At 69.3% G+C, this 20,650-nt stretch carries 21 protein-coding genes; 7 read left to right on the top strand and 14 right to left on the bottom strand.

The genetic code is table 11. The annotated features are described in order from the left end of the window. Window position 1 precedes the first annotated feature (1 nt). Window positions 2–1,618: an ABC transporter permease subunit gene (locus tag Q9R19_RS12020; RefSeq protein ID WP_311256645.1), complete on the bottom strand. Its 1,617-nt coding sequence runs from the start codon at window positions 1,616–1,618 to the stop codon at window positions 2–4. A gap of 104 nt (window positions 1,619–1,722) precedes the next feature. Beyond that, window positions 1,723–2,964 carry a maltose ABC transporter substrate-binding protein gene (locus Q9R19_RS12015; RefSeq protein WP_292704251.1) on the bottom strand — a complete coding sequence of 414 codons (1,242 nt, stop codon included), beginning with the start codon at window positions 2,962–2,964 and terminating at the stop codon, window positions 1,723–1,725. Window positions 2,965–3,154: 190 nt separating this feature from the next. On the opposite strand from Q9R19_RS12015, the gene Q9R19_RS12010 reads away from it, so the two are divergent. Beyond that, on the top strand, window positions 3,155–3,643 hold the full coding sequence (locus Q9R19_RS12010; RefSeq protein WP_311256644.1) for a YajQ family cyclic di-GMP-binding protein: 489 nt from the start codon (window positions 3,155–3,157) through the stop codon (window positions 3,641–3,643). A gap of 123 nt (window positions 3,644–3,766) precedes the next feature. Further along, window positions 3,767–4,417 (top strand): GntR family transcriptional regulator, encoded by a 651-nt coding sequence (locus Q9R19_RS12005; protein ID WP_311256643.1) that lies wholly within the window; start codon window positions 3,767–3,769, stop codon window positions 4,415–4,417. Window positions 4,418–4,435: 18 nt separating this feature from the next. On the opposite strand, the gene Q9R19_RS12000 is transcribed toward Q9R19_RS12005, so the two are convergent. Genes Q9R19_RS12000 through Q9R19_RS11980 form a run of 5 tightly spaced genes read right to left on the bottom strand, consistent with a single transcriptional unit; the run spans window position 4,436 to window position 9,875 of the window. Next, window positions 4,436–5,422 carry an alpha/beta hydrolase gene (locus Q9R19_RS12000; RefSeq protein WP_311256642.1) on the bottom strand — a complete coding sequence of 329 codons (987 nt, stop codon included), beginning with the start codon at window positions 5,420–5,422 and terminating at the stop codon, window positions 4,436–4,438. A gap of 59 nt (window positions 5,423–5,481) precedes the next feature. Then, entirely contained in the window at window positions 5,482–6,861 is a 1,380-nt protein-coding gene (locus Q9R19_RS11995; protein ID WP_311256641.1) for an FAD-dependent oxidoreductase, read from the bottom strand. Between the two features lie 14 nt (window positions 6,862–6,875). After that, window positions 6,876–7,937, bottom strand: a complete 1,062-nt coding sequence (locus Q9R19_RS11990; RefSeq protein WP_311256640.1) for a polyprenyl synthetase family protein — start codon at window positions 7,935–7,937, stop codon at window positions 6,876–6,878. A gap of 56 nt (window positions 7,938–7,993) precedes the next feature. After that, entirely contained in the window at window positions 7,994–9,259 is a 1,266-nt protein-coding gene (locus Q9R19_RS11985) for an isochorismate synthase (RefSeq protein ID WP_311256639.1), read from the bottom strand. Between the two features lie 22 nt (window positions 9,260–9,281). Continuing rightward, window positions 9,282–9,875 carry a hypothetical protein gene (locus tag Q9R19_RS11980; RefSeq protein WP_311256638.1) on the bottom strand — a complete coding sequence of 198 codons (594 nt, stop codon included), beginning with the start codon at window positions 9,873–9,875 and terminating at the stop codon, window positions 9,282–9,284. A 206-nt stretch (window positions 9,876–10,081) separates the two neighbouring features. Between Q9R19_RS11980 and Q9R19_RS11975 the strand changes: the two genes are divergently transcribed. Then, entirely contained in the window at window positions 10,082–10,792 is a 711-nt protein-coding gene (locus tag Q9R19_RS11975; RefSeq protein WP_311256637.1) for a class I SAM-dependent methyltransferase, read from the top strand. A 15-nt stretch (window positions 10,793–10,807) separates the two neighbouring features. Here Q9R19_RS11975 and Q9R19_RS11970 read toward each other — a convergent pair whose 3' ends face one another. Continuing rightward, window positions 10,808–11,662 (bottom strand): polyphosphate kinase 2 family protein, encoded by an 855-nt coding sequence (locus tag Q9R19_RS11970; RefSeq protein ID WP_311256636.1) that lies wholly within the window; start codon window positions 11,660–11,662, stop codon window positions 10,808–10,810. Between the two features lie 87 nt (window positions 11,663–11,749). On the opposite strand from Q9R19_RS11970, the gene rmuC reads away from it, so the two are divergent. Beyond that, window positions 11,750–13,321, top strand: a complete 1,572-nt coding sequence (gene rmuC, locus Q9R19_RS11965; RefSeq protein WP_311256635.1) for a DNA recombination protein RmuC — start codon at window positions 11,750–11,752, stop codon at window positions 13,319–13,321. 371 nt (window positions 13,322–13,692) lie between these two features. Here the strand turns inward: rmuC and menD are convergent, their stop codons facing one another. Continuing rightward, window positions 13,693–15,378: a 2-succinyl-5-enolpyruvyl-6-hydroxy-3-cyclohexene-1-carboxylic-acid synthase gene (gene menD, locus Q9R19_RS11960; RefSeq protein ID WP_311256634.1), complete on the bottom strand. Its 1,686-nt coding sequence runs from the start codon at window positions 15,376–15,378 to the stop codon at window positions 13,693–13,695. Continuing rightward, window positions 15,375–15,716 carry a PLD nuclease N-terminal domain-containing protein gene (locus Q9R19_RS11955; protein WP_311256633.1) on the bottom strand — a complete coding sequence of 114 codons (342 nt, stop codon included), beginning with the start codon at window positions 15,714–15,716 and terminating at the stop codon, window positions 15,375–15,377. Before Q9R19_RS11955 ends, menD begins: the two co-directional genes overlap by 4 nt. A gap of 102 nt (window positions 15,717–15,818) precedes the next feature. Here Q9R19_RS11955 and Q9R19_RS11950 point away from each other — a divergent pair, with 102 nt between their 5' ends. After that, complete coding sequence (locus tag Q9R19_RS11950; protein ID WP_311256632.1) at window positions 15,819–16,079, top strand: DUF4229 domain-containing protein; 261 nt, start codon at window positions 15,819–15,821, stop codon at window positions 16,077–16,079. A 53-nt stretch (window positions 16,080–16,132) separates the two neighbouring features. Here the strand turns inward: Q9R19_RS11950 and Q9R19_RS11945 are convergent, their stop codons facing one another. Together Q9R19_RS11945 and Q9R19_RS11940 are read right to left on the bottom strand one after the other, a co-directional pair. Continuing rightward, the gene (locus Q9R19_RS11945) at window positions 16,133–16,426 is read right to left on the bottom strand and encodes a DUF4287 domain-containing protein (protein ID WP_311256631.1); all 294 of its coding nucleotides are present in this window, start codon (window positions 16,424–16,426) and stop codon (window positions 16,133–16,135) included. Between the two features lie 25 nt (window positions 16,427–16,451). Then, window positions 16,452–16,586, bottom strand: coding sequence for a hypothetical protein (locus Q9R19_RS11940; protein WP_311256630.1), 135 nt, complete (start codon window positions 16,584–16,586; stop codon window positions 16,452–16,454). Window positions 16,587–16,623: 37 nt separating this feature from the next. On the opposite strand from Q9R19_RS11940, the gene Q9R19_RS11935 reads away from it, so the two are divergent. Beyond that, window positions 16,624–17,661 carry a DUF5937 family protein gene (locus Q9R19_RS11935; RefSeq protein ID WP_311256629.1) on the top strand — a complete coding sequence of 346 codons (1,038 nt, stop codon included), beginning with the start codon at window positions 16,624–16,626 and terminating at the stop codon, window positions 17,659–17,661. Window positions 17,662–17,671: 10 nt separating this feature from the next. Here the strand turns inward: Q9R19_RS11935 and Q9R19_RS11930 are convergent, their stop codons facing one another. After that, window positions 17,672–18,634, bottom strand: a complete 963-nt coding sequence (locus Q9R19_RS11930; protein ID WP_311256628.1) for a 1,4-dihydroxy-2-naphthoate polyprenyltransferase — start codon at window positions 18,632–18,634, stop codon at window positions 17,672–17,674. A gap of 23 nt (window positions 18,635–18,657) precedes the next feature. After that, a complete protein-coding gene (locus Q9R19_RS11925; RefSeq protein ID WP_311256627.1) occupies window positions 18,658–19,113 on the bottom strand; it encodes an Lrp/AsnC family transcriptional regulator in 456 nt (151 codons plus the stop codon). Between the two features lie 71 nt (window positions 19,114–19,184). Here Q9R19_RS11925 and Q9R19_RS11920 point away from each other — a divergent pair, with 71 nt between their 5' ends. Further along, the gene (locus Q9R19_RS11920; RefSeq protein ID WP_311256626.1) at window positions 19,185–20,633 is read left to right on the top strand and encodes a DUF6421 family protein; all 1,449 of its coding nucleotides are present in this window, start codon (window positions 19,185–19,187) and stop codon (window positions 20,631–20,633) included. Window positions 20,634–20,650: the final 17 nt, after the last annotated feature.

The raw sequence follows: 20,650 nt of genomic DNA, 5'->3' as shown, positions 1-20,650 counted from the left end.
GTCAGTTCAGCTCCTCGAGGGCCTTGGTCTTGCGGAAGCTGATGATCGAGATCGCCGCGACGACGATGAAGATCAGGATCGTGAACGCCGATGCCAGACCGTAGTCGCGGGTCTGACCGGTGAACGCCACCTTGTAGACCATGGAGATCAGGATGTCGGTGTGCCCGACGGGGATCGACACGTCATCGAAGCGGGGACCGCCGTTGGTGAGCATGTAGATCAGGTTGAAGTTGTTGAAGTTGAAGGCGAACGACGAGATCAGCAGCGGCGCCACGGTGACCAGCAGCAGGGGCAGCTTGATGCTGCGGAAGATCTGCCAGGGGTTCGCGCCGTCCATCTCGGCCGCCTCGTTGACGTCGGACGGGATGCCCTGCAGCGCGCCCATGCACACCAGGAACATGTACGGGAAGCCCAGCCACAGGTTCACGATCAGCACCGACACCTTCGCCAGCGTCGGGTCGGTCAGCCAGGGGATGGATGCTCCGCCGAAGAAGACCTGGTTGAGGAAGCCGAAGCTCTCGTTCATCATGCCCGCCCACACCAGCGCCGACAGGAACGCCGGGAACGCGTAGGGCAGGATCAGCAGGATGCGGTAGCCGTTGCGGAACCGCATCCGGGTGTTGTTGAACACCAGGGCGAGCAGCAGCCCCAGGAAGAACGTGGACGCCACCGAGATCAGCGCGAACACGAACGTCCAGATCGTCACCGAGATCAGCGGCCCGCGGATCGAGGCATCCGTCACCGCCCGCAGGAAGTTGTCGAAGCCCACCGTGATCTGCCAGCCGGGAAGCAGCTGCTCGCCGTTCTCGGCGGTGAACGCGCCGACGCCGGCGTCGCGGTAGACGGTGCCGGTCTTGGTGTCGGTCATGGTCCCGGCCGCGGTGTCGTACTCGAGCGTCGACACGTACCGGTAACCGCTGCGTCCGTCGGGCGTGCGGATCGTGCCGTCGTTGGGGTCGTCGCTGAACGGGATCGACAGCTTCTCCACCTCGTCGGAACGGGAGATCACGTCGGCGAAGGACAGGCTCGTCCATCCGTCGACGGAGACCGCCCTGTCGCCGTCCATGCCTGCGCCCTGCACCTTCTGCAGCGGCTGCTCATCGGTGCCGACCCAGACGTCGCCGTCCTCGGGATCGGTGACCAGCAGGCCCAGTGCGCCGAGCTTCTCCACGACGGTCACGCCGTAGGTGGGCGAGTCCGCCACCCGCTCCTGGGCGGAGCGCATCAGCGATGCGACGGCCTGGTCCTTGCTGCCGTTGTGCCCGGTGCCGTAGTTGGTGAACCCGATGTACCCGGTGTACAGGAGCGTGAACACCTGGAACAGGATCAGGAAGATGACGCCGGGCGTCAGATACTTCGCCGGGACGTGTCGCCGGGAGAAGTAGATCCAGTTGACCAGGATCGCCACGACCACGACGACACCCAGCACGACCCATTCGGATGCCGTGTAGAGCACGAACGCCGCATACAGGGCGATCGCGTCGACGATCGCCAGAAGGCCGATCTTGAGCAGCATCCAGCCGACGTGCCCCGACGCCGCCTCGGCGATCGCGGCAGCCTGACGCTGCTTCCTCGTGCGAGGCGCCTGCGGCGCCTCCAGCTCAGTGGCCTGGCTCATCCTCACCCCTTTGTGCACGGCTGCCAGGACGGGGCACGTGCCCCGTCCTGGCAGCCGTGGACTGCTTCACTCGACCTCGGCCGGTCGGCCGCGGTCGGTCGCGATCACTTCTTGATCGCGCCTGCGACGTCGTCGGCCAGCTTGGTCCAGGTGGCCTGCGGGTCCGCGCCCTTGATGATCGCGGCCTCGGCGACGCCCCAGAACTGCCAGACCGAACCCATGGCCGGGATCGCGGGCATCGGCACGGCATCTGCACCGACGGCCTGGAAGCCAGCGATAATGGGGTCGGATGCCGCCTTGTCGGCTGCCGCGGTGAGTGCGGGCAGCACGTTGCCGGCCTTGAACAGCTCGAGCTGGACATCGGACGTACCGATGTAGTTCACGAGGAAGTCGTTCGCGGCGACCTTGTTCTTGGACTCGGAGCTGATGAAGAAGCCCTTCACGCCGGCGAACGGCGAAGCGGCCTTGTCGGTGGGGCTGGGGATCTTGTCGATGGCGACCTTGATGCCCGCGTCCGTGGCGGCTCCGACGTTCCAGGGGCCGGTCAGCCAGAAGGCGGCCTTGCCGTCGAGGAACTGCTGCTTGGCGATGTCACCGTCGATGTCGGTGTTCAGAGTGCCGGCCTTGCCCTGCGCTGCCAGCCAGTTCGCGAAGGCGATGCCGCCGTCGTTGCCCAGCTGCAGGTTGGTCGGGTCGTAGGAGCCCTGGGCGTCGGTGCCGAAGACCGGAGCGCCGAACGCGGTCTGGAACGGGTACAGGTGGTAGGGGTTGCCCTCGGCGCCCTGCTCGACCACGAACGGCTGGTCGAGGCCGGCCGCCTTGCCCTTCGCGATCATGTCGTCGAAGCTCGTGGCGGCCTCGGGAACGATGGCGGTGTTGCGCAGCACGGCGATGTTCTCGACCGCGTAGGGAAGCATGTAGACCTTGCCCTCGTAGGTCGAGGCCTGCAGTGCGACGGGCAGGTAGTCCTTGGACGTGTCGCCGAGCTCGAGCGGAGCCACGACGCCGTTGGTGGACAGCTCGCCGAGCCAGTCGTGCGCACCCATGGTGATGTCGGGGCCCTTGCCGGTCGGCACCTGCTGGATGAAGTCGTCCTTGATGTTGTCGACGTTCTTGCCGACGATCTGGACCTTCACGCCGGTCTTCTTCTCGTACGCCTCTGCGGCGCCCTTGACGGCGTCGACGCGCTCCGAGTCGACCCAGACGACCAGCTTGCCGGCCTTCGCGGAATCGCCGCTGTCCGAGCCCTTGTCGCCCGTGTTCGCGGACGAGCAGCCCGCGAGCGCCAGGGAGGTCAGGACGGTGATCGCAGCGAACGCCGCGATGCTCCTCTTGGTCACCTTCATTGGTGGGTGCCTCTCTCGATGTAATGGGGCCTGCACGATTGCAAGCGCTTACAGTATGCATGAGCGAGGCACGGTAACGCAATGGAAGCAGTCGTCGATATCAACCTGTTATCCGGGAAATCTGGTGTTGCAAGACCTTGAAAGCGCTTCCAGACGGACAGTGAAACGGCATCCTCGATAGACTTCCGGCATGGCTGACAGCTCATTCGACATCGTGTCCAAGGTGGATCACCAGGAGGCGGAGAACGCACTCAACCAGGCGCGCAAGGAGATCGAGCAGCGCTACGACTTCAAGGGCACCGATGCCTCCGTGGCATGGAGCGGCGAGCAGATCCTCATCAAGGCGAATTCCGAGGAGCGCGCGAAGGCCGCGCTGGACGTCTTCCAGTCCAAGCTCATCAAGCGCGGCATCTCCCTGAAGAGCCTGGAGTCGGGCGAGCCGTTCGCCAGCGGCAAGGAGTTCCGCATCGTCTCCACGCTCAAGGACGGCATCTCCAGCGAGAACGCGAAGAAGATCAGCAAGATCATCCGCGATGAGGGTCCCAAGGGCGTCAAGTCCCAGATCCAGGGCGACGAGCTGCGCGTGCAGTCCAAGAGCCGCGACGATCTGCAGTCCGTGATCGCCCTGCTGAAGGGCAGCGACCTCGACGTCGACCTGCAGTTCGTCAACTACCGGTAGATCGATCGTCCGCGCGGACCCCGCCTGCGGAGTGTCCGGGCCTCTCGCTAGTGTGATCACGGAACCCCGTCGTGATGTGAGGGACATCCCGACGAAATCGCTAGGGAGAGCTGGGGAGACATCGTGGTGTTCGTCGACGAAGAACAGCAGGCCGCTCCGACGACCGTGACGAGCAAGCGGCTGCTCGCCGAAGGGGTGTTCCACCTGGTCGGCGAACGCATCGTGACCGGCGAGTTCGCGCCCGGATCTCGCATCCGCGACTCCGAGCTGGCTCGCGAACTGGCCGTCTCCCGCACCCCTGTGCGGGAGGCCCTGCAGCGACTGGAGCGCATCGGGCTCGTGGTGATGTATCCGAACAGATACACCGAGATCAGCCGCATCACGCCCGAATCGATCCGGATCGCGCACGACTTCGCGGGACTGCAGGCCGGCATCATCGTGCGGCTCGCATGCCCTCGACTGACCGCTGACGACCTCGACGCCGTCTCCGCACTGATCACCAGGATCACCGAGACGGTCGACGATCCGGCCGCGTGCTCTCGGGCGCGGCGCGACACGATCGGATACCTCGCCGCCCGCAGCGGGAACACCCTGCAGCAGGCTCTGGTCGACGAGGCCAGCATGGCCCTCGCCCGCGCGCTGCGTGGTCTGGAGATCACTCCCGCTCATCGGGCACGACTGATCGCGGCATGTCCCGAACTCGAGCGTGCGCTCCGCGCCGGGGATGCGGATGCCGCCGAGCAGGCCTGCCGCGCGATCTACGACGTGGCGTGAGCACGGGCATCCGCTCGGTCAGCGCGACGCCACCCAGCCGGTGACCCAGCGCTCCAGCCGGGCATAGGCGTCCTCGCGCGCCTCGTGGCGCGACAGGAACACGTCGTGCAGCGCGCCGTCGATGCGCTCGACCGTCACCGACGAGCCCAGCCGCAGGGCGGCGCGGGCGATGTCGTCGACGACCAGCACGCTGTCCGCCCGCGTGAGCTCGTCCGACCAGCGCCGCGGCACGGCCGTGCGCGCCGACAGCAGCACGCAGATCGGGGCGTCGATGTGAAGGCCGGCCGAGACCATCCGATGCCCCTGCAGGATCGCGTGCAGCCACGCGGCGTGCACGGTCATGGTCTGCTCCGGGCGCCAGGCCAGATCGACCTCCATGGGATCCTCGGGATCGGCCACGTCGTTCTGCGCCCGCGTGTAGAACCCCAGGTCCACCTGAGGCGCGGCATCCTTCGGCCACCACCGCGCCTGCAGCTCGACCATCGGCGCGATCGCCGGGCGCGCTGCACCGAGCTGGAACTCCAGCCAGGGCGAGTTGAGGATGACGGCGTCGACCTCGTCCGGATGCCGGGACGCCCACAGGCTGAGCGTCAGCCCACCTGTGGAGTGCCCGAGCAGCACGAGGCGGCGCCCCGCTGCATCCCCTCGCGCCGCGAGCGCGGCCTCGATGTCGGCGTCGTACTCGGTGAGGTCCGTGATGAACCCCGGCGTCTGACCGGGACGCAGGCTGCGGCCGTACTTCCGCAGGTCGAGGGCGAAGAAGCGCGCGCCCCGCGAGGTCCAGAACCGGGCCAGGCGCTTCTGGAAGAAGTAGTCCGACCATCCGTGCACGTAGAGCACGTCGACGTCCGCGAGCGGACGCCGGTCGCGGAGGCGCCACCACGGTCGCGGCTCGGGCAGTGCGCGCACGACCGTCGCGACCACGTCGCCCTCGGCATCCGGCTCCAGCGGCAGCGTCAGCTGCTGGAACTCGTCGCCGAGGACATCAGGAACCCACTCGCCCATGAGGTCAACCTATCGGTCGGCTCGACGGCGCCTCGAACCCACGGCTCCGAAGCGACGACTCACTCCCCGCGCGAGACGCGGACCATCTCGTCGCGCGGCACGAGCTTGACGCGCTCGCGCGCGCTCTCGTGGGCCTCGCCCAGGGCGATCTCGTGCGCGTCCAGGCGGTGCCACCCGTCCAGGTCGGTCCACTGGACGCCGCGCTCGGCGAGCAGCGCGGGGATCGCCTCGTCGGACGGGTCCTCGGGGTGCCACCACGAGCCCTGGTCGTTGATCAGGTGCTGCACGGTCTCCATGGCATCCGACTTGGTGTGGCCGATCAGGCCGACCGGACCGCGCTTGATCCAGCCGGTCGTGTAGATGCCGGGCACCCGCTGGTTCGACTTGGCCTCCAGCACCTGCCCTTCGCGGTTCGGGATGACGCCGTGCTTCTTGTCGAACGGCACATCCGCCAGCGGCGAGCCGAAGTAGCCGATCGCGCGGTAGAGCGCCTGCATGGGGATCTCCCGCATCTCGCCGGTGCCGATCGCGCCGCCGGCGCCGTCGGACTTCGTGCGCTCGTACACGAGCGCGGCGACGCGGCCGTTCTCGTCCTTCTTGACCTCGACCGGGCGCGCCCAGAAGTGCAGGTGCAGACGACGGGATGCCGTGCCTCCCGCGTTGTTCACGGAGTCGAGCTTGCGCCAGGACTGCATGATCCGGTCCATGACCATGACCTGCTTGTTGCTGGCGACGGCCTGCTGGGAGGCCTCGTCGTACTGGAAGTCCTCGTCGTATACGACCATGTCGACATCGCGCAGCTCGCCGAGCTCGCGCAGCTCGAGCGGGGTGAACTTCACCTGCGCCGGGCCGCGACGGCCGAAGACGTGCACGTCGGTGATCCGGCTGGCCTTCAGCCCCTGGTAGACGTTGTCGGGGATCTCGGTCACGAGCAGGTCGTCGGCGTGCTTGGCGAGCATGCGCGCCACGTCCAGCGCGACGTTGCCGTTGCCGATGACGCCGACCGACTCGGCATCCAGCGTCCACTCCGGTGAGACGTCCGGATGCCCGTCGAACCAGCTGACGTACTCGGCCGCGCCGAAGGAGTGCGCCGCGTCGATGCCCGGGATGTCCAGCGACGAGTCGCGCACGGCGCCCGTGGCGAAGATCACGGCGTTGTAGTGCCGCTTGAGGTCGTCGAGCGTGATGTCGGTGCCGAAGTGCACGTTGCCGAACAGGCGCATGTCGCCGTGGTCGATCACGTTGCGCAGGGCGTTGATGATGCCCTTGATGCGGGGGTGGTCCGGGGCCACGCCGTAGCGGACCAGGCCGTACGGGGCGGGCAGCTGCTCGAACAGGTCGATCGAGACGTCGAACTTGCGCTCCGCCTTGAGCAGGATGTCAGCGGCGTAGATGCCTGCCGGTCCCGCCCCGACGATGGCCAGCTTGAGCTTGGTCAATGGGGTTCCTTCCGTCAGCTGCTGCGATCGGCGAGGGTCTCGGCGAATCGCGTCAGCGATTCGCGCACCGTTCCCTTCGGCAGCGGTGCCAGCGCGGCGACCGCGTCGGCCGTCCACGTGCGGGCGAGTTCCATCGTGCGCCGGGTGGCGTCGTGATCGCGCAGTTCGGCCAGCGGGCCGTCGAGGATCGCGGGGTCCGCGCCCTCGGCGATGAGTGCGACACCATCGTCGATGCGCTGCGCCAGGTCGATGTCGGATGCGTCTGCGCCGGTCTTCAGCAGCAGTGACGGCATGGTGGGCACGCCCGCACGCAGGTCGGTGCCGGGGACCTTGCCGGTCTGCTCGGCATCCGCCGACAGGTCGATCACGTCATCGAGCAACTGGAACGCGACACCGACCTTCTCGCCGTACAGCCGCATCGGCTCCTCGAACTCGGCGGGGGCGTCGGAGAAGATCACGCCGCCCTGCGTCGCCGCGGCGATCAGCGAGCCGGTCTTGTCGGCGAGCACCTGGATGTAGAAGTCGATCGGATCGTCGTTCGGCTGCGCGCCGACGGTCTCGTGCATCTGACCGAGGACGAGCCGCTCGAACGTGTCCGCCTGCAGCCGCATCGCACGCTCGCCGTGCCGCGACATGATCTGGCTGGCGCGGGAGAACAGGATGTCGCCGGTGAGGATGGCGACGTTGTTGCCCCACACCCCGTGCGCAGCGGGCACGCCACGGCGGGTGTCCGCCCCGTCCATGACGTCGTCGTGGTACAGCGAACCGAGGTGGGTGAGCTCGAGTGCCTTGGCGATGTCGATCACGGCGGGACTGTTCCCGTCGCCGAGCTGCGCGGTGAGCAGCGTGAGCACCGGGCGGATGCGCTTGCCTCCGGCCTCGTACAGGTAGCGTGCGGCGGCATCCGCCACCGGGTCGGCGATCTTCAGCTCTTCGGCGAGCCCCTCCTCGACCAGATCGAGGCCGTCCTCGATGCGCGAGGCGATGCGCCGGGCTGCCGGGCCGAGGAAGACGCGGTCGCTGAAGCCCAGACGGCTCGCAAGTCGCGTGCCCGGGGAAGCGGGGCGTGAAGTCACGCCCTCCAGCCTACCTGCGCGCACCGGTGTCGAAGTCCGCAGGGTGCGTGCGGATGCTACGCCAGCGCATCCACGAGAGGGCGGAACTTCACGCGGGTCTCCAGCAGCTCCGCCTCGGGGTCGCTGCCGGCCACGATGCCCGCGCCGGCGTACGCCGTCACCGCTCGGGCGCCGGACTCGTGCTCCGGGGCATCCGCGAACTGCGCGCAGCGCAGCGCGATCGCCCACTCCCCGTCGCCTGCGGCGTCGATCCAGCCGACCGGGCCGGCATAGCGCCCGCGGTCGAAGGGCTCGATGCGCCGGATCGCGGCGATGGCGGCATCCGTCGGCGTCCCCGCGACGGCCGCCGTGGGATGCATGGCGCCGACCAGGTCGAGCGAGGAGGCGCCGTCGTCGAGGTCGCCGGAGACGTCGGTGGCGAGGTGGAACAGGTTGGGCAGCTCGAGGACGAACGGGTGCTCGCTGGCGGTCAGGTCGCGGGCGTGCGGGCGGAGGGTGGCCAGCACGCTCTGCACCGCGTAGCGGTGCTCGTCGAGGTCCTTGGTGCTCGCGGCGAGCGCGGCGGAGGCCGTCGCGTCTTCCTCGGGGTCGGCGCCGCGCGCCGTGGTGCCGGCGAGCACCCGGGCCGTGACCGCGCGGGCGTGCGCGGTGACGAGGGTCTCCGGGCTCGCGCCGATGAGGCCGTGCACAGCGAACGTCCACGTGTCGGGATATCCCGTCGACAGCGCTCGCGCGAGGCGGCGCAGGTCGGCGTCGCCGGGCACCGTTCCGGTGAGGTCGCGGGCCAGCACGACCTTGCTGTACGCGCCGTCCGCGATCTCGGAGAGGGCCAGGCGCACGGCATCCTGATACCCCTGCGGTGTCTGGGCGCCCGGCCCGACGCGGCCGGCCCAGTGCGGCGCGTAGGGGGCCGGTTCGGGGATCGGCGCGAAGTCCTTCTCGGCGGTGCGGATGCGGGTGATCCAGCTGCGACCTCCGCGCCGGCCGATCACCGTGTCGGGGACGACCAGGATGCTGTCGGCGGCGGAGTCCTCGTCGAAGGTCAGCGCGCCGAACGCGACGAGCCCGGTGCCGGGGAGGCCGATCGGGTCATCGATCTCGGCCGCTGCGGCGATCTCGCGCCAGCTGTCCGCGATGAGCTGCGAGCGGCGCGGTCCGCGGCCCGCGGGAACGCTGACGGATGCCGCGATGCCGCCGCCCGCTGCCACGATCCCGTCGCCGCGGCGCAGCCACGCGAGCGGCTGCGAGGCGGAGGTGTGCGACAGCAGATCATCGACGGGTGGGATCTCGCGGGTCTGCGCGACCAGTCGGATGCTGCTCACCTCTTCAGCCTACTTGCGCGGATCACCGGTCCAGCCCCAGCGCCTCGAGTCGATCGAGCCAGGCATCCGCCGTCGCGTCGTCGAAGGGCGGAACCTGCGCGCGGACGCGCGTCTCGAGATCCAGGGCGAGGGCCTCCAGGTGCGCCATGACATCCGCCGGGTACCCATAGCGGATGCTGTGCTCGGCCCACTCGTCGCGGTCGTCGACCCAGGTGCCGCGCTGCCCCGCCACACGCACGACGTCGAGGTCCATGTCGATGCCGGTGGCGAGGATCGGCCAGCCCGTCGTGGGGTCGGTGCCACCGGCATCCGTCCACTGAACCTCCCACGCGAGGTCGATGTAGATGCGCATGGCCTTCGCATGCCGGCGATGCACGGTCACCGCGTGGTCGGCGCCATGCCCAGCATCCGATCTCGGGATCAGGGTCACGTCCACGGAGTTCGCGATGAACTCGCGGCCGGGGCGGCTGCTGCGCCAGCCGGCCGGCTGACCGATCCAGTCGCCCCACTCGTCGGAGCCGAGGTAGACCTCCTCGTTGGCCCAGTGCGGTGAGCCGTCCCATTTGCGCCACTGGTAGATCATCAGGGTGCCCGGTTCGGGACGGCTCGCGCTCACCCGGCGAGTCTATGCCCGGGCTCGCGAGCACTCCGGCCCGGGGCGCGGGCGCTTCGCGCGGGAAAGCGCAGTTCCCGCGGAGAAATTCCCGGCATCCGTCCGCGCGAAGCGCACAAGTCCGCGGGAAGCGCACGGCATCCGCTCTGCGGCATCCGCTCTGCAGTCGCGCGAAGCACACCGCATCCGCCCGCTTTAGGATCGAAGGCATGGAGCCGAACCGCGCCGACCTCGGCAAAGACCCCTCGCACGTCAGCGGCATGTTCGACCAGGTCGCCGCCGGGTACGACCGCACCAACACCGTGATGACCTTCGGCAACGACGCGCTGTGGCGGGCCGCGACGACCCGCGCGGTGGCGCCGAAGCGCGGAGAGCGCATCCTCGACCTCGCCGCAGGCACGGCATCCTCCTCGGCATCCCTCGCCGGCAGCGGAGCGCAGATCGTCGCCGCCGACTTCTCCCCCGGGATGCTGGCGGAGGGCCGCCGCCGGCACGGCCACCTGCCCAACATCACCTTCGTCGAGGCGGATGCCACGAACCTGCCGTTCGGTGACGACGAGTTCGATGCCGTCACGATGTCGTACGGTCTGCGCAACGTGCAGCAGCCGAAGAAGGCCCTCGCGGAGCTGTTCCGGGTGACCAAGCCGGGCGGGCGCATCGTCATCAACGAGTTCTCCACCCCTCCCGGCAAGCTGTTCCGCAGCCTGTACCGGTTCTACAACGCGCAGGTGCTCCCGCGGGTCGCCCGGCTGGCGGGCACCAACGGCGACGCGTACGACTACCTGAACGAGTCGATCCGCGACTGGCCGGACCAGCGCACGCTCGCCGGCTGGATCCGCGAGGCGGGCTGGACCGATGTCGAGTACCGCAATCTCACGTTCGGGATCGTCGCGTTGCACCGGGCGCGCAAGCCGCTCTGACCGGATTCCGCCCGCTCAGGTCGCGGCGAGCCTCATCTTCTCGACCTGGATGTCGAAGTCGGCGCCTGGCCACTGCGGATCGATGTCCTCCAGCACCGCGATCAGCAGCTCCTGCACGGCCAGTCGCGCGTACCACTTGTGGTCCGCGGGAACGACGTACCATGGCGCCTCCGGCGTGGACGTGCGCTCGAACACGGCCTGGTAGGCGTCCATGTACTCGTCCCAGCGCAGTCGCTCGTCGATGTCGCCAGGGTTGTACTTCCAGTACTTGTCGGGACGATCAAGGCGTTCGGCCAGACGCTCCTTCTGCTCATCGCTCGAGATGTGCAGCATGACCTTGACGATGCGGATGCCGGATGCCGCGACCCGCCGTTCGAAGTCGACGATCGCACCGTAGCGGCGTTCGATCTCCTCCGCCGGCGCCAGCTGACGCACCCGTCCGACCAGCACGTCCTCGTAGTGCGAGCGGTCGAAGACGCCGATGAAGCCCGGCTGGGGCAAGCGCTTCTGGACGCGCCAGAGGAAGTCGTGCTCGAGCTCTTCGGGTGTCGGCGCCTTGAACGCGGCGAGCTCGACACCCTGCGGATCGACTTCGCCGACGACGTGACGGACGATGCCGCCTTTGCCTGCGGTGTCCATGGCCTGCAGCACGAGCAGCACGGCATGCTTCGCCTCGCCCGCGCGCGAGCCCGCGAACAGTCGCTCCTGCAGGTCGCTGAGCACGTCGCTGCGTGCCGCCAGCTCCCTCTCGCCCGCGCGCTTGTCGCCGCGGAAACCTGGCGTGCTGTCCGGATCGGACTCCTCCAGCCGGAACCCGTCGCCGACTCGCAGGAAGTCGCTCGGCCGTGCTGACCAGACATGGTTGCTCATGCAGACATCATGCCCCTTGGGTACGACGCGATGTGCTGAGCGGGCGCCGGCGAATGGGATGTCGGATGCCCTGGGCACAATCGACTCATGGACACTTCGCTTCTCGTCATCACCGTCGCGGTGATCGCCGCGGGCCTCGCCGGCGGTCTCGGGTTCGTGCTCGGGATGCTGCGCGGTCGCTCATCGGATGCCGCTGCCCAGGCCGAGACGCAGTCGGCCCGACTGCGCGCGGAGTCGCTCGAGCGCGAGGCCGAGTCGCTGCGCGCCGAGCTCGCCGCGCGCGTGCAGGACGAGCGCGCACTGGGCGAGCGCCGCCTCGCGGAGGCGCGGGCTGCGGGAGACGCCGCCGTCGCGCAGGCGAAGAGCGACGCCGAAGCGCGACTGAGCGAGGTGCGCGCCGAGCACGTGCGCCGGCTCGCGGAGGTGCGTGAGGAGGCGGAGGCGGATGTCGCAGCCGAGCGCACTCGCGCGGCCGAGCGGCTGGAGGAGCTGAAGACCGACCAGAAGCGTCTGTCCGACGAGTTCGATGCGCTGAGCAGGCGCGCACTGGAGGCGAATTCGAAGGTGTTCCTCGAGCAGGCCGAGGAACGCCTCAAGCGCAGTCAGGGCGAGGGCGCCGCCGAGCTGCAGAAGCGTCAGGATGCCGTGCAGCAGCTGATCGAGCCGATCCAGAAGACCCTCGAGGGCGTCAAGACCGAGATGACCACGGCCGAGAAGGCCCGTCTCGAGGCGCACGCGGCCCTGAGCGAGCAGGTGCAGTTCATGCGGCAGTCGTCCGAGACGCTCGGCGCCGAGACCCGCAACCTGGTGAACGCGCTGCGGGCACCGCAGGTGCGCGGACGGTGGGGCGAGCTGCAGCTGCGGCGGGTGGTGGAGGCGTCGGGCATGGTCAACCACGTCGACTTCGACGAGCAGCTGCACCACGTCACCGACGAGGGGGCTCTGCGCCCCGACATGGTCGTGCACCTGGCCGGTGACAAGCGCGTCGTGGTGGACTCGAAGGTCGCGTTCAACGGGTATCTGGAGGCCATAGAGGCCGCGGACGACACCGTGCGCGCCCAGCGCCTGGCGGCGCACGCGCGGCACCTGAAGAAGCACATCGACGACCTCGGCACCAAGGAGTACTGGGACGTCGTGGCCGGCTCCCCCGAGTTCGTGGTGATGTTCGTGCCGGCCGAGCCCTTCCTCGCGGCTGCGCTGGATCAGGACTCCACGCTGTACGAGTACGCGTTCGAGCGGAACGTGGTGATCGCGACGCCGTCCACGCTGATCGCGCTGCTGCGCACGGTCGGGCACGCGTGGCGGCAGGACCAGCTCGCGCAGGAGGCGCAGCAGATCTTCACGGTCGGCAAGGAGCTGCACAAGCGGCTGGGCACGCTCGGCCAGCACCTGGCCAAGCTGGGCAAGAGCCTGAACTCGACAGTGGACGCCTACAACCGGTTCGCCGGCTCGCTGGACCGAAATGTGGTGACACAGGCCCGCCGGTTCAGCGCGCTCCAGGGTCTGGAGGAAGTGCTCACCGACACCTCGCCCGTCGAGGCGCTCGCGATCGCTCCCTCGAAGGCAGATCTGTACGACGACGCCGAGGACCCCGGCCCCGCACCCGCGGAGCGCTACGCCAGTGCCGACCTCGGAGAGATCACCCAGCGCCTGGAGTGAGGGGCGCGTGCCTGCGCACGGGCGGGGCAGGCGTCGCACACTTCGCGGGTCCGACATCGCGGCCTCAACCCCGCGGACTCCGCAGAACGGGACCCGCGAAGAACCGGGCTCCGCGCCCCGGGCGTGTCGCGGGTCCCGAACGGCTGCCTCACCGGCGTGGAGGGCGCAATCCGGGACCCGCGAAGAAACGGGCCGAGCACCCTGGGACGTGTCCGACACGTCGCGGGGCCCGAATCGCGGCCTCACCCACGTGCAGACCGCAGAACGGGACCCGCGAACACCCACGCGCACCGACACACGCGCGCACCGACACCCACGTGCAGACCGCAGAACGGGACCCGCGAACACCCGCGCGCACCGCCCCACGCGGGTCAGCGCTCCAGGGGCACCTCGATGAGCTGCGGACCGGACACCGGTGAGGTGAGTGCCTGGTCGAGCGCGGAGCGCGTCGCGACCTGCGCGAACTCCCACCCGTAGGCGGCGGCGAGTTCGCGCAGGTCCACCGCCTGCGGCGTGTAGAACGCACGGTCCAGATCGGCGGCAGTCGCGGATGCCGCCACCTCGAGTCCGTCGAAGATCGTGCCGCCGCCGTCGTTGCCGACGATCACCTGGATGCGCGGACGCTGCTCGCCTGCCGGCAGCAGCAGCGCCCCGACATCGTGCAGGAAGGCGAGGTCTCCGAGCAGCACGCGCGTGACGCCCACCGCTCCGTCGGCCTGACTGGCCAGCGCGATCCCGATGGCCGTGGCGACGGTGCCGTCGATGCCGGCGAGCCCGCGATTGGCGTGCACGGGCACCTTCTTGCCGCCGAGCACCTGGTCGGCCACGCGCACCAGGCGCGACGACCCGAACACCAGCCGATCATGCGGCCAGGTGGCCCGCCACACGGCATCCGCGAGGATCTCGCGATCCGCCTTACGGCGCACGGCATCCAGCTCGGCGCGTACGGCGCTCAGCCTCGCCGCCTTGTCCTCCGACGACAGTCCGTCCTGATCCGGTGCCGGAGCACTCAGGTCGATGATCCGTCCCGCCGAGGCGTTCATCCACGCCCCGAGCCACTGCCGATCACTCGGGCCGTTCTCGACCGCCACCGCCGCCACCGCCGCCGTGCGCCCGTTGAAGTTCAGCTCCTCGCCACCGCCGCGCACCGCGATCACATCGACGTCACGGCGGGCGAGCAGCGCGGCGACTTCGCGACTGAGGGTCGGATGCCCGAACACGATCGCCCGTTCGACCCGTCCGCCGAGCGCGTCGTCGCGGAGCAGATCGCGATAGCCGTGCACGATCAGCCGGCCGAAGCGCGCACCGCTGACGATCTCGGCGATCAGCGGCCAGCCGCCGAGATGCGACAGCTCCTCGGCATCCGGACCGGCATCCGCGCCGGCGATCACCACCGTGCGAGGCCCGCGCTCGAGCACCACCGGCTCGAACGCCGGCGACGTCGGCGCCGCACCCGGTCGCACCTCGACGCGGTTCACGGCCGACAGCGGCTCGCGAACCGGAAGATTCAGGTGCACCGGGCCGGCGACGCCGGGAACACCGTCGCCCGCGATGCCGAGTGCCGCCGCCACTGCGGTGCGGGCGAGCGCGGTCCAGCCCGCTGCCGGCGCGGCAGGCGGCACCGCAGCGTCCGTCGCCATCCGGACGAAAGCGCCGAACAGGCCCGGCTGAACCGTCGCCTGATTCGCACCGACACCCCGCAGCTCGGGCGGGCGGTCGGCCGTCAGCAGCAGCAGCGGGATGCCGGCGTGAAACGCCTCCATGGTGGCCGGCAGCAGATTGCCTGCGGCCGTTCCCGAGGTGCAGACCACAGGCACGGGCAGACCGGTCTCGCGGGCCAGGCCCAGGGCGGTGAATCCGGCCACCCGCTCGTCGACGCGCACGTGCACGCGCAGCAGCCCCGCGCGGGAGAGCTCCATCGCGGCGAGCGCGAGCGCCTGCGATCGCGACCCCGGCGAGAGCACCAGATCGCGCACCCCGTTGCCGATCAGTCCGGCCAGCAGCGCGGCCGCCGCATCGGATGCCGGTGACGCCGATGCGGGCGAAGCCGATGTCACGAGCGCGGATCCGCGCCGTCGGAGTCGTCGTCCAGGCGCGCCAGCTCCGCCTCGAGTTCGCGGATCCGGGCATCCTGCTCGGCATTGCGCATACGACGCAGCACCTGCGGATCATCGTCCGGCGGCACGACGTATCCCGCGTCGGCCGCGCCGGGGCGGAGCCTGCCCAGGGTGAACCAGAGGATGCCACCGATCACGGGCAGCAGCAGCACGATCAGCACCCACGTGAACTTGGACACGCCCCTGTGCCGCGTCGCCGGCTGCGCCGCGCAGTCGACGATGCTGAACACCCAGAACACCACGGCGAGAAAACCGCCGATGATCAGGACGCGAGCCATGCCTCCAGTCTAGTCGCCCCGGCGCGCCACGGCCCGCGGGGCCGACGCGGTCCCGGCGGAACCGCACAGCACACGCCTAGTGACCGCTCCTAGACTGGTCGCGTGAAGAAGCTGCCGCCCCTCCTCGTCTACACCGTGCTGCGGTTGCTGGCATTCATCGTGCCGTTGGCGATCATGTGGGTCTTCTTCCCGATCTTCCAGGAGTTCTGGTGGCTGGCGGTGCTGTTCGCGACGCTGATCGGCCTGAGCATCTCGCTGCTGTTCCTGCGCGCTCCGCTGTCCGACACCTCGCGCGAGATCTACGCGCGCCGCCACCGCGTCGACCCTGATGAGGATGCCGAGGACCGCGCGATCGACGAGTGACGCGCACGCAGGCGCGCGTACAGGGGACGCGCACGCAGGCGCGCGTGCAGCCGTCAGGCGCGGTCGGGATTGGTGGCCTTGCCGTCCAGCCACAGCATGTCGGACGCATCACCGTGCGAACCGGCGCTGCCGACGTGCTTGCCGCTGATCTGCGCGCCCTTGGTGATCACGTGCACGAGCGCCATCCCATAGCCGCGGGACAGGCCGTGATCCTCTTTCAGCCACTCGAGGATCGGCGTCGCCTTCGTGGTGGAGTCGAAGCCGCGTTCGGCGGCGAGCTCGATGAACTGGCGCGGGGTGAGCCCCGTCCTGGTCTCGATGTTGTCGAGGTAGGCCTGGAAGGACATGCGTCTCCTTGCGTCGGAGGGTCGGTCAGTCGAGATTCGTCTGGATGATGACAGCGGAGGCGTGGATGCCGATCAGGCGCATCGTGCCCGTGCCGGTGTTCGTGAAGCGGTGCGGCACGAACGCCGGCCCCGTGATCGTGTCGTTTCGGTGCGCTCCCACTCTTCCGCCCGGCCTCAGGACACCCTAGACATTCGATGTGGATCGAATCTCTCCGGCCCCTGCGTGGCCCGCAGAGGGTCTGGACCATCCCGATCATCGCGTCGACTTCCTGCTCAGCCCCGGCGACATCCAGGCCGTCCGCTTCGGCCTCTCGCCGGGTCATGAACTCGCGCACGCCGTGCGGATCCTGCGGCGCCCGCAGCAGCATCCGCTGCAGTGGGGCTGGCTGCGCCAGGTGCGCGACCGGGTGCCGCCGGAACCGCTGGCGCTGCCGGCGCAGGTGATCAGCGTGGACGGCTACATGCCCGACTTCCTCACCGCCGACGCACGATGGGACATGACCCCCGCCGACGAACTCGCCGCCCTGCGCGAGGCTGCCGTCTCGGATGTCCGCCTCGATCTCGGCAAGATGGTCATCCGCTCATCGGGCGCACGCCAGGCGGCGCTCATCCGGATGCAGGCCGATCCGCGTCGCGCTCGGATGCTGATCGCCGAGGCATGGGAGCGGGTATGGGATGCCGTGCTCGCCCCCGTCTGGCCGCAGCCGGAGAGGCTGGTGCGCGCCGACATCGCGGTGCGGGGGCGCACCATCACGACCGACGGCCTGTCCGCCATGGCCGGCGCTCTGCACTCGACCGTGCAGTGGAGCGACGGCGCCGTGCGCGTGCGGGTGCGACGGCACAGCGAGGACGTCGACTGCCGGGGGTCGGGTCTCGTGCTCGTGCCGTCGGTCATGTCGTCCTGGGGATGCATGGTGATCACCAAGCCCTCGGCGCAGCCGACGCTGTTCTACCCGGCGCGCGGAGTGACCGCGGCGTGGGCCCGGGATGCGACCGAGCTCGCCGACGCGCTGGGCGCGCTGCTGGAGCCGGTGCGCGCCGGCATCCTGCTGCGGGCGCACATCGCGCGGACCACCTCGGAGGTCGCCGGGGATGCCGGGATCGCCGCGTCCACGGCATCCCACCACCTGACGGTGCTCCGCGACGCCGGACTGATCGCCAGTTCACGCCAGGGCAATCGGATGCTGCACCTGCGCACCCCGCTCGCCGAGGCGCTGGTGGGCGCCACGCTGTGAGGTTCCGGACTCAGGCCGCGAGTGCCCAGTACATCAGCGCCGCGTACCCGACCGACGACAGCGAGGTCAGGCTCAGCGCGATGATCAGCTCGCGCGGAGTCCGATACGTCCACACGATCAGGACCGCCGGGATGATCGCCAGCAGCACCAGCAGCGACAGCCACGCCACCGGATACAGCAGCGCGAAGAACGCCGCGATCAGGAAGGGCACGATCACGAACAGCGTGTACACCACCTGGGTGGCCCGCTTGCCGATCAGCACCGTCAGGGTGCGCTTGCCCGCAGCGCGATCCTCGTCGATGTCGCGCAGGTTGTTGGCGAGCAGCACCGCGCAGGCGAACAGGCCCGCGGCGACAGCGGCGAGCCACGCCTCCACAGGCAGGGCGAACGACTGCACCCAGGTGGTGCCGAGCACGGCCACCAGCCCGAAGAAGACGAACACGAACAGCTCGCCCATCGCGTTGTACCCGTAGGGGCGCTTGCCGCCGGTGTAGAACCACGCGGCAACGATGCACGCGGCACCGACGATCAGCATCCACCACTGCTGCGTGCGGATCACGATCGCGAGTCCCGCCACGGCGGCGAGCGCGAAGAACACCAGCGCCGTGATCAGCACCCGCTTCGCGGGAACGCGACCGGAGGCCGTGAGCCGGGCAGGGCCCACCCGATGCCTGTCGGTGCCGCGGATGCCGTCGCTGTAGTCGTTCGCGAAGTTCACGCCGACCTGCAGCAGCACGGCCACCGCCAGGCAGGCCAGGGCGAGCACCCAGTGCAGCGAGCGATCGGTCACCTGCGCCGCCGCGGTGCCGAGGATGACCGGCGCGACGGCGAGAGGCAGCGTGCGCAGCCGCGCGGCGCCGATCCAGTCGGCCAGGACGACCGGGCCGGCCTCGACGACCGGGCGCTTGGCCGGGTTGCCGCTGGTGCGTCGGGACGCCGATCGGGAACGCTTCTTCTTGGTACGGGATGCCACGGTCGGAATCCTACTTGCCGACGTCAGTCGGAAGGGCCGGTCACCATCGGGCGGCGCTCGTAGTAAGTCTGCAGCACGATCGTCGTCTGCGTGCGCACGTTGGCGATGGCCCGGATGTCGTTGACCAGCGCCTCCAGCGCACGCGGGCTCGCCACCCGCACGAACAGCATGTAGCTGGCGTCGCCCGCGATCGAATGGCACGCCTCGATCTCGGCCAGTCGTTCGAGCAGTTCCGGAGCGGTGTCGGGCTGCGCGGGATCGATCGGCGTGATCTCGATGAACGCCGACAGCGGCTTGCCGACCTGCTCGGCATCCAGCACGGCCTGATACCCCGTGATCGCACCACGAGTCTCGAGCCGCTTCAGGCGGGACTGCACGGCCGAGGTCGACAGGCCGACGCGTTCCGACAGCTGAGCGAGCGTCACCCGACCGTCGCGGCACACCTCGGCGAGGATCACGTGGTCGACAGCATCATCCATGAGTGGAATAATAGCGGTCATAACAGTCTCAGACCGGAAAATTTCCGGCATGTCTCCGATCGGAGGTTCCGATGACCACTCTCAGCCCCAGCACCGCCGCCCGGTTCCCACTCTCGTCGACGGCCGGCGAGCCGGAGGTCGTCACAGCCGCCTCCGCCGCGGAGAGCAGTGCGGCGTGGAAGCTGCTGAAGGAGTCGGCGGTCGCGCTGCAGGCGCTGCAGATCAAGGACGGCTCCGTCCCGGAGACGAGCGACCACGAGGCCGCCGCGCAGCACGTGGCGGGGATCGTCGCCGGCATCCGGGCCCTGGCCCCCGCCTTCCCGCACGACGCCGACTACCTCGGCGCTCTCGTGCTGGACTTCCAGCGCTGGGTCGACGGCGGCTTCGCCGAGCCCGACTTCCTCGACTCGCTGATGGCGTTCCAGCCCCAGCAGCACCGCGTCGACGGCATCCGCCACCTCGTCGTGTTCCCGATGTACACCCAGAACGGCTCCAGCGACCGCCTCGTCGAGGCCCTCATCGTCGAGACCATCTGGCCGGAGTTCATCGCCGAGCTCGAGGCCGGCGACTACAGCAACAAGCTGTTCGTCTCGCTGCGCCTGGTCGACTTCACCCCCGGCTACGACACGAACTCGGCCGTGCTCTTCCCCGAGACCGTCGCGATGCGCGAGATCCCGAGCTTCACCTGGGGCGCGATCTTCCAGGACCGCGAGGCCGCCCGCTACCGCCGCGTGGTGCGCGCGGCATCCGAGATCACCAACCTCGAACTGCCCGAGCGCGCGGCGAAGATGCTCGACGATCAGAAGGTCACCGAGAAGACGTTCGTGATGTGGGACATCATCCACGACCGCACCCACATGCGCGGCGACCTGCCGTTCGACCCGTTCATGATCAAGCAGCGGATGCCGTTCTTCCTCTACTCACTGGAGGAGATGCGCTGCGACATGACGGCGTTCCGCGAGTCGGTGAAGATCGAGCGCGCGTTCGACGCCCGCATCGCCGCCGGCGAGCAGCTCACCGAGATCGAGCAGGAGATGCACGAGTACGCGCACCTGGTGCAGTACGCGGTGATCTTCGATCGCATCTTCCGCTTCGCGATCACCGGCACCCGCACACGCAACTACGACGCGGTCGGCGGCCAGCTGCTGTTCGCGTGGCTGCACCAGCGCGGGGTGCTGCACTGGACCGACACGGCACTGGCGTTCGACTGGGACAACGTGCCCGATGCGGTCGTGGCGCTGGGAGACGCGATCGACGACCTGTACTGGCACTCCATCGACCGCCCGAAGATCGCGCACTGGCTGGCCGCCTACGAGCTGGTCAGGGGCACGCTCACCCCGCATCCGGCCTCGCAGTGGGCCCGTGGCCTGTCCGACGAGATCCTCGCCGGCGCGCCGAAGGGCTACACCGACGCCGTGATGGACGACGAGTTCCCGCTGTCGATGTTCTTCGAGACACTGAACAAGAAGATGAAGCCGGTGATCGAGTCGACCGTCGGCATCCGCGGCACCGATCTGTGAGTGACAGCTGACGGCAT

The organism is Microbacterium sp. ARD32 (genome assembly GCF_031844385.1).
Taxonomy (GTDB): domain Bacteria; phylum Actinomycetota; class Actinomycetes; order Actinomycetales; family Microbacteriaceae; genus Microbacterium.
This window is presented reverse-complemented; position numbering and strand designations above follow the sequence as displayed.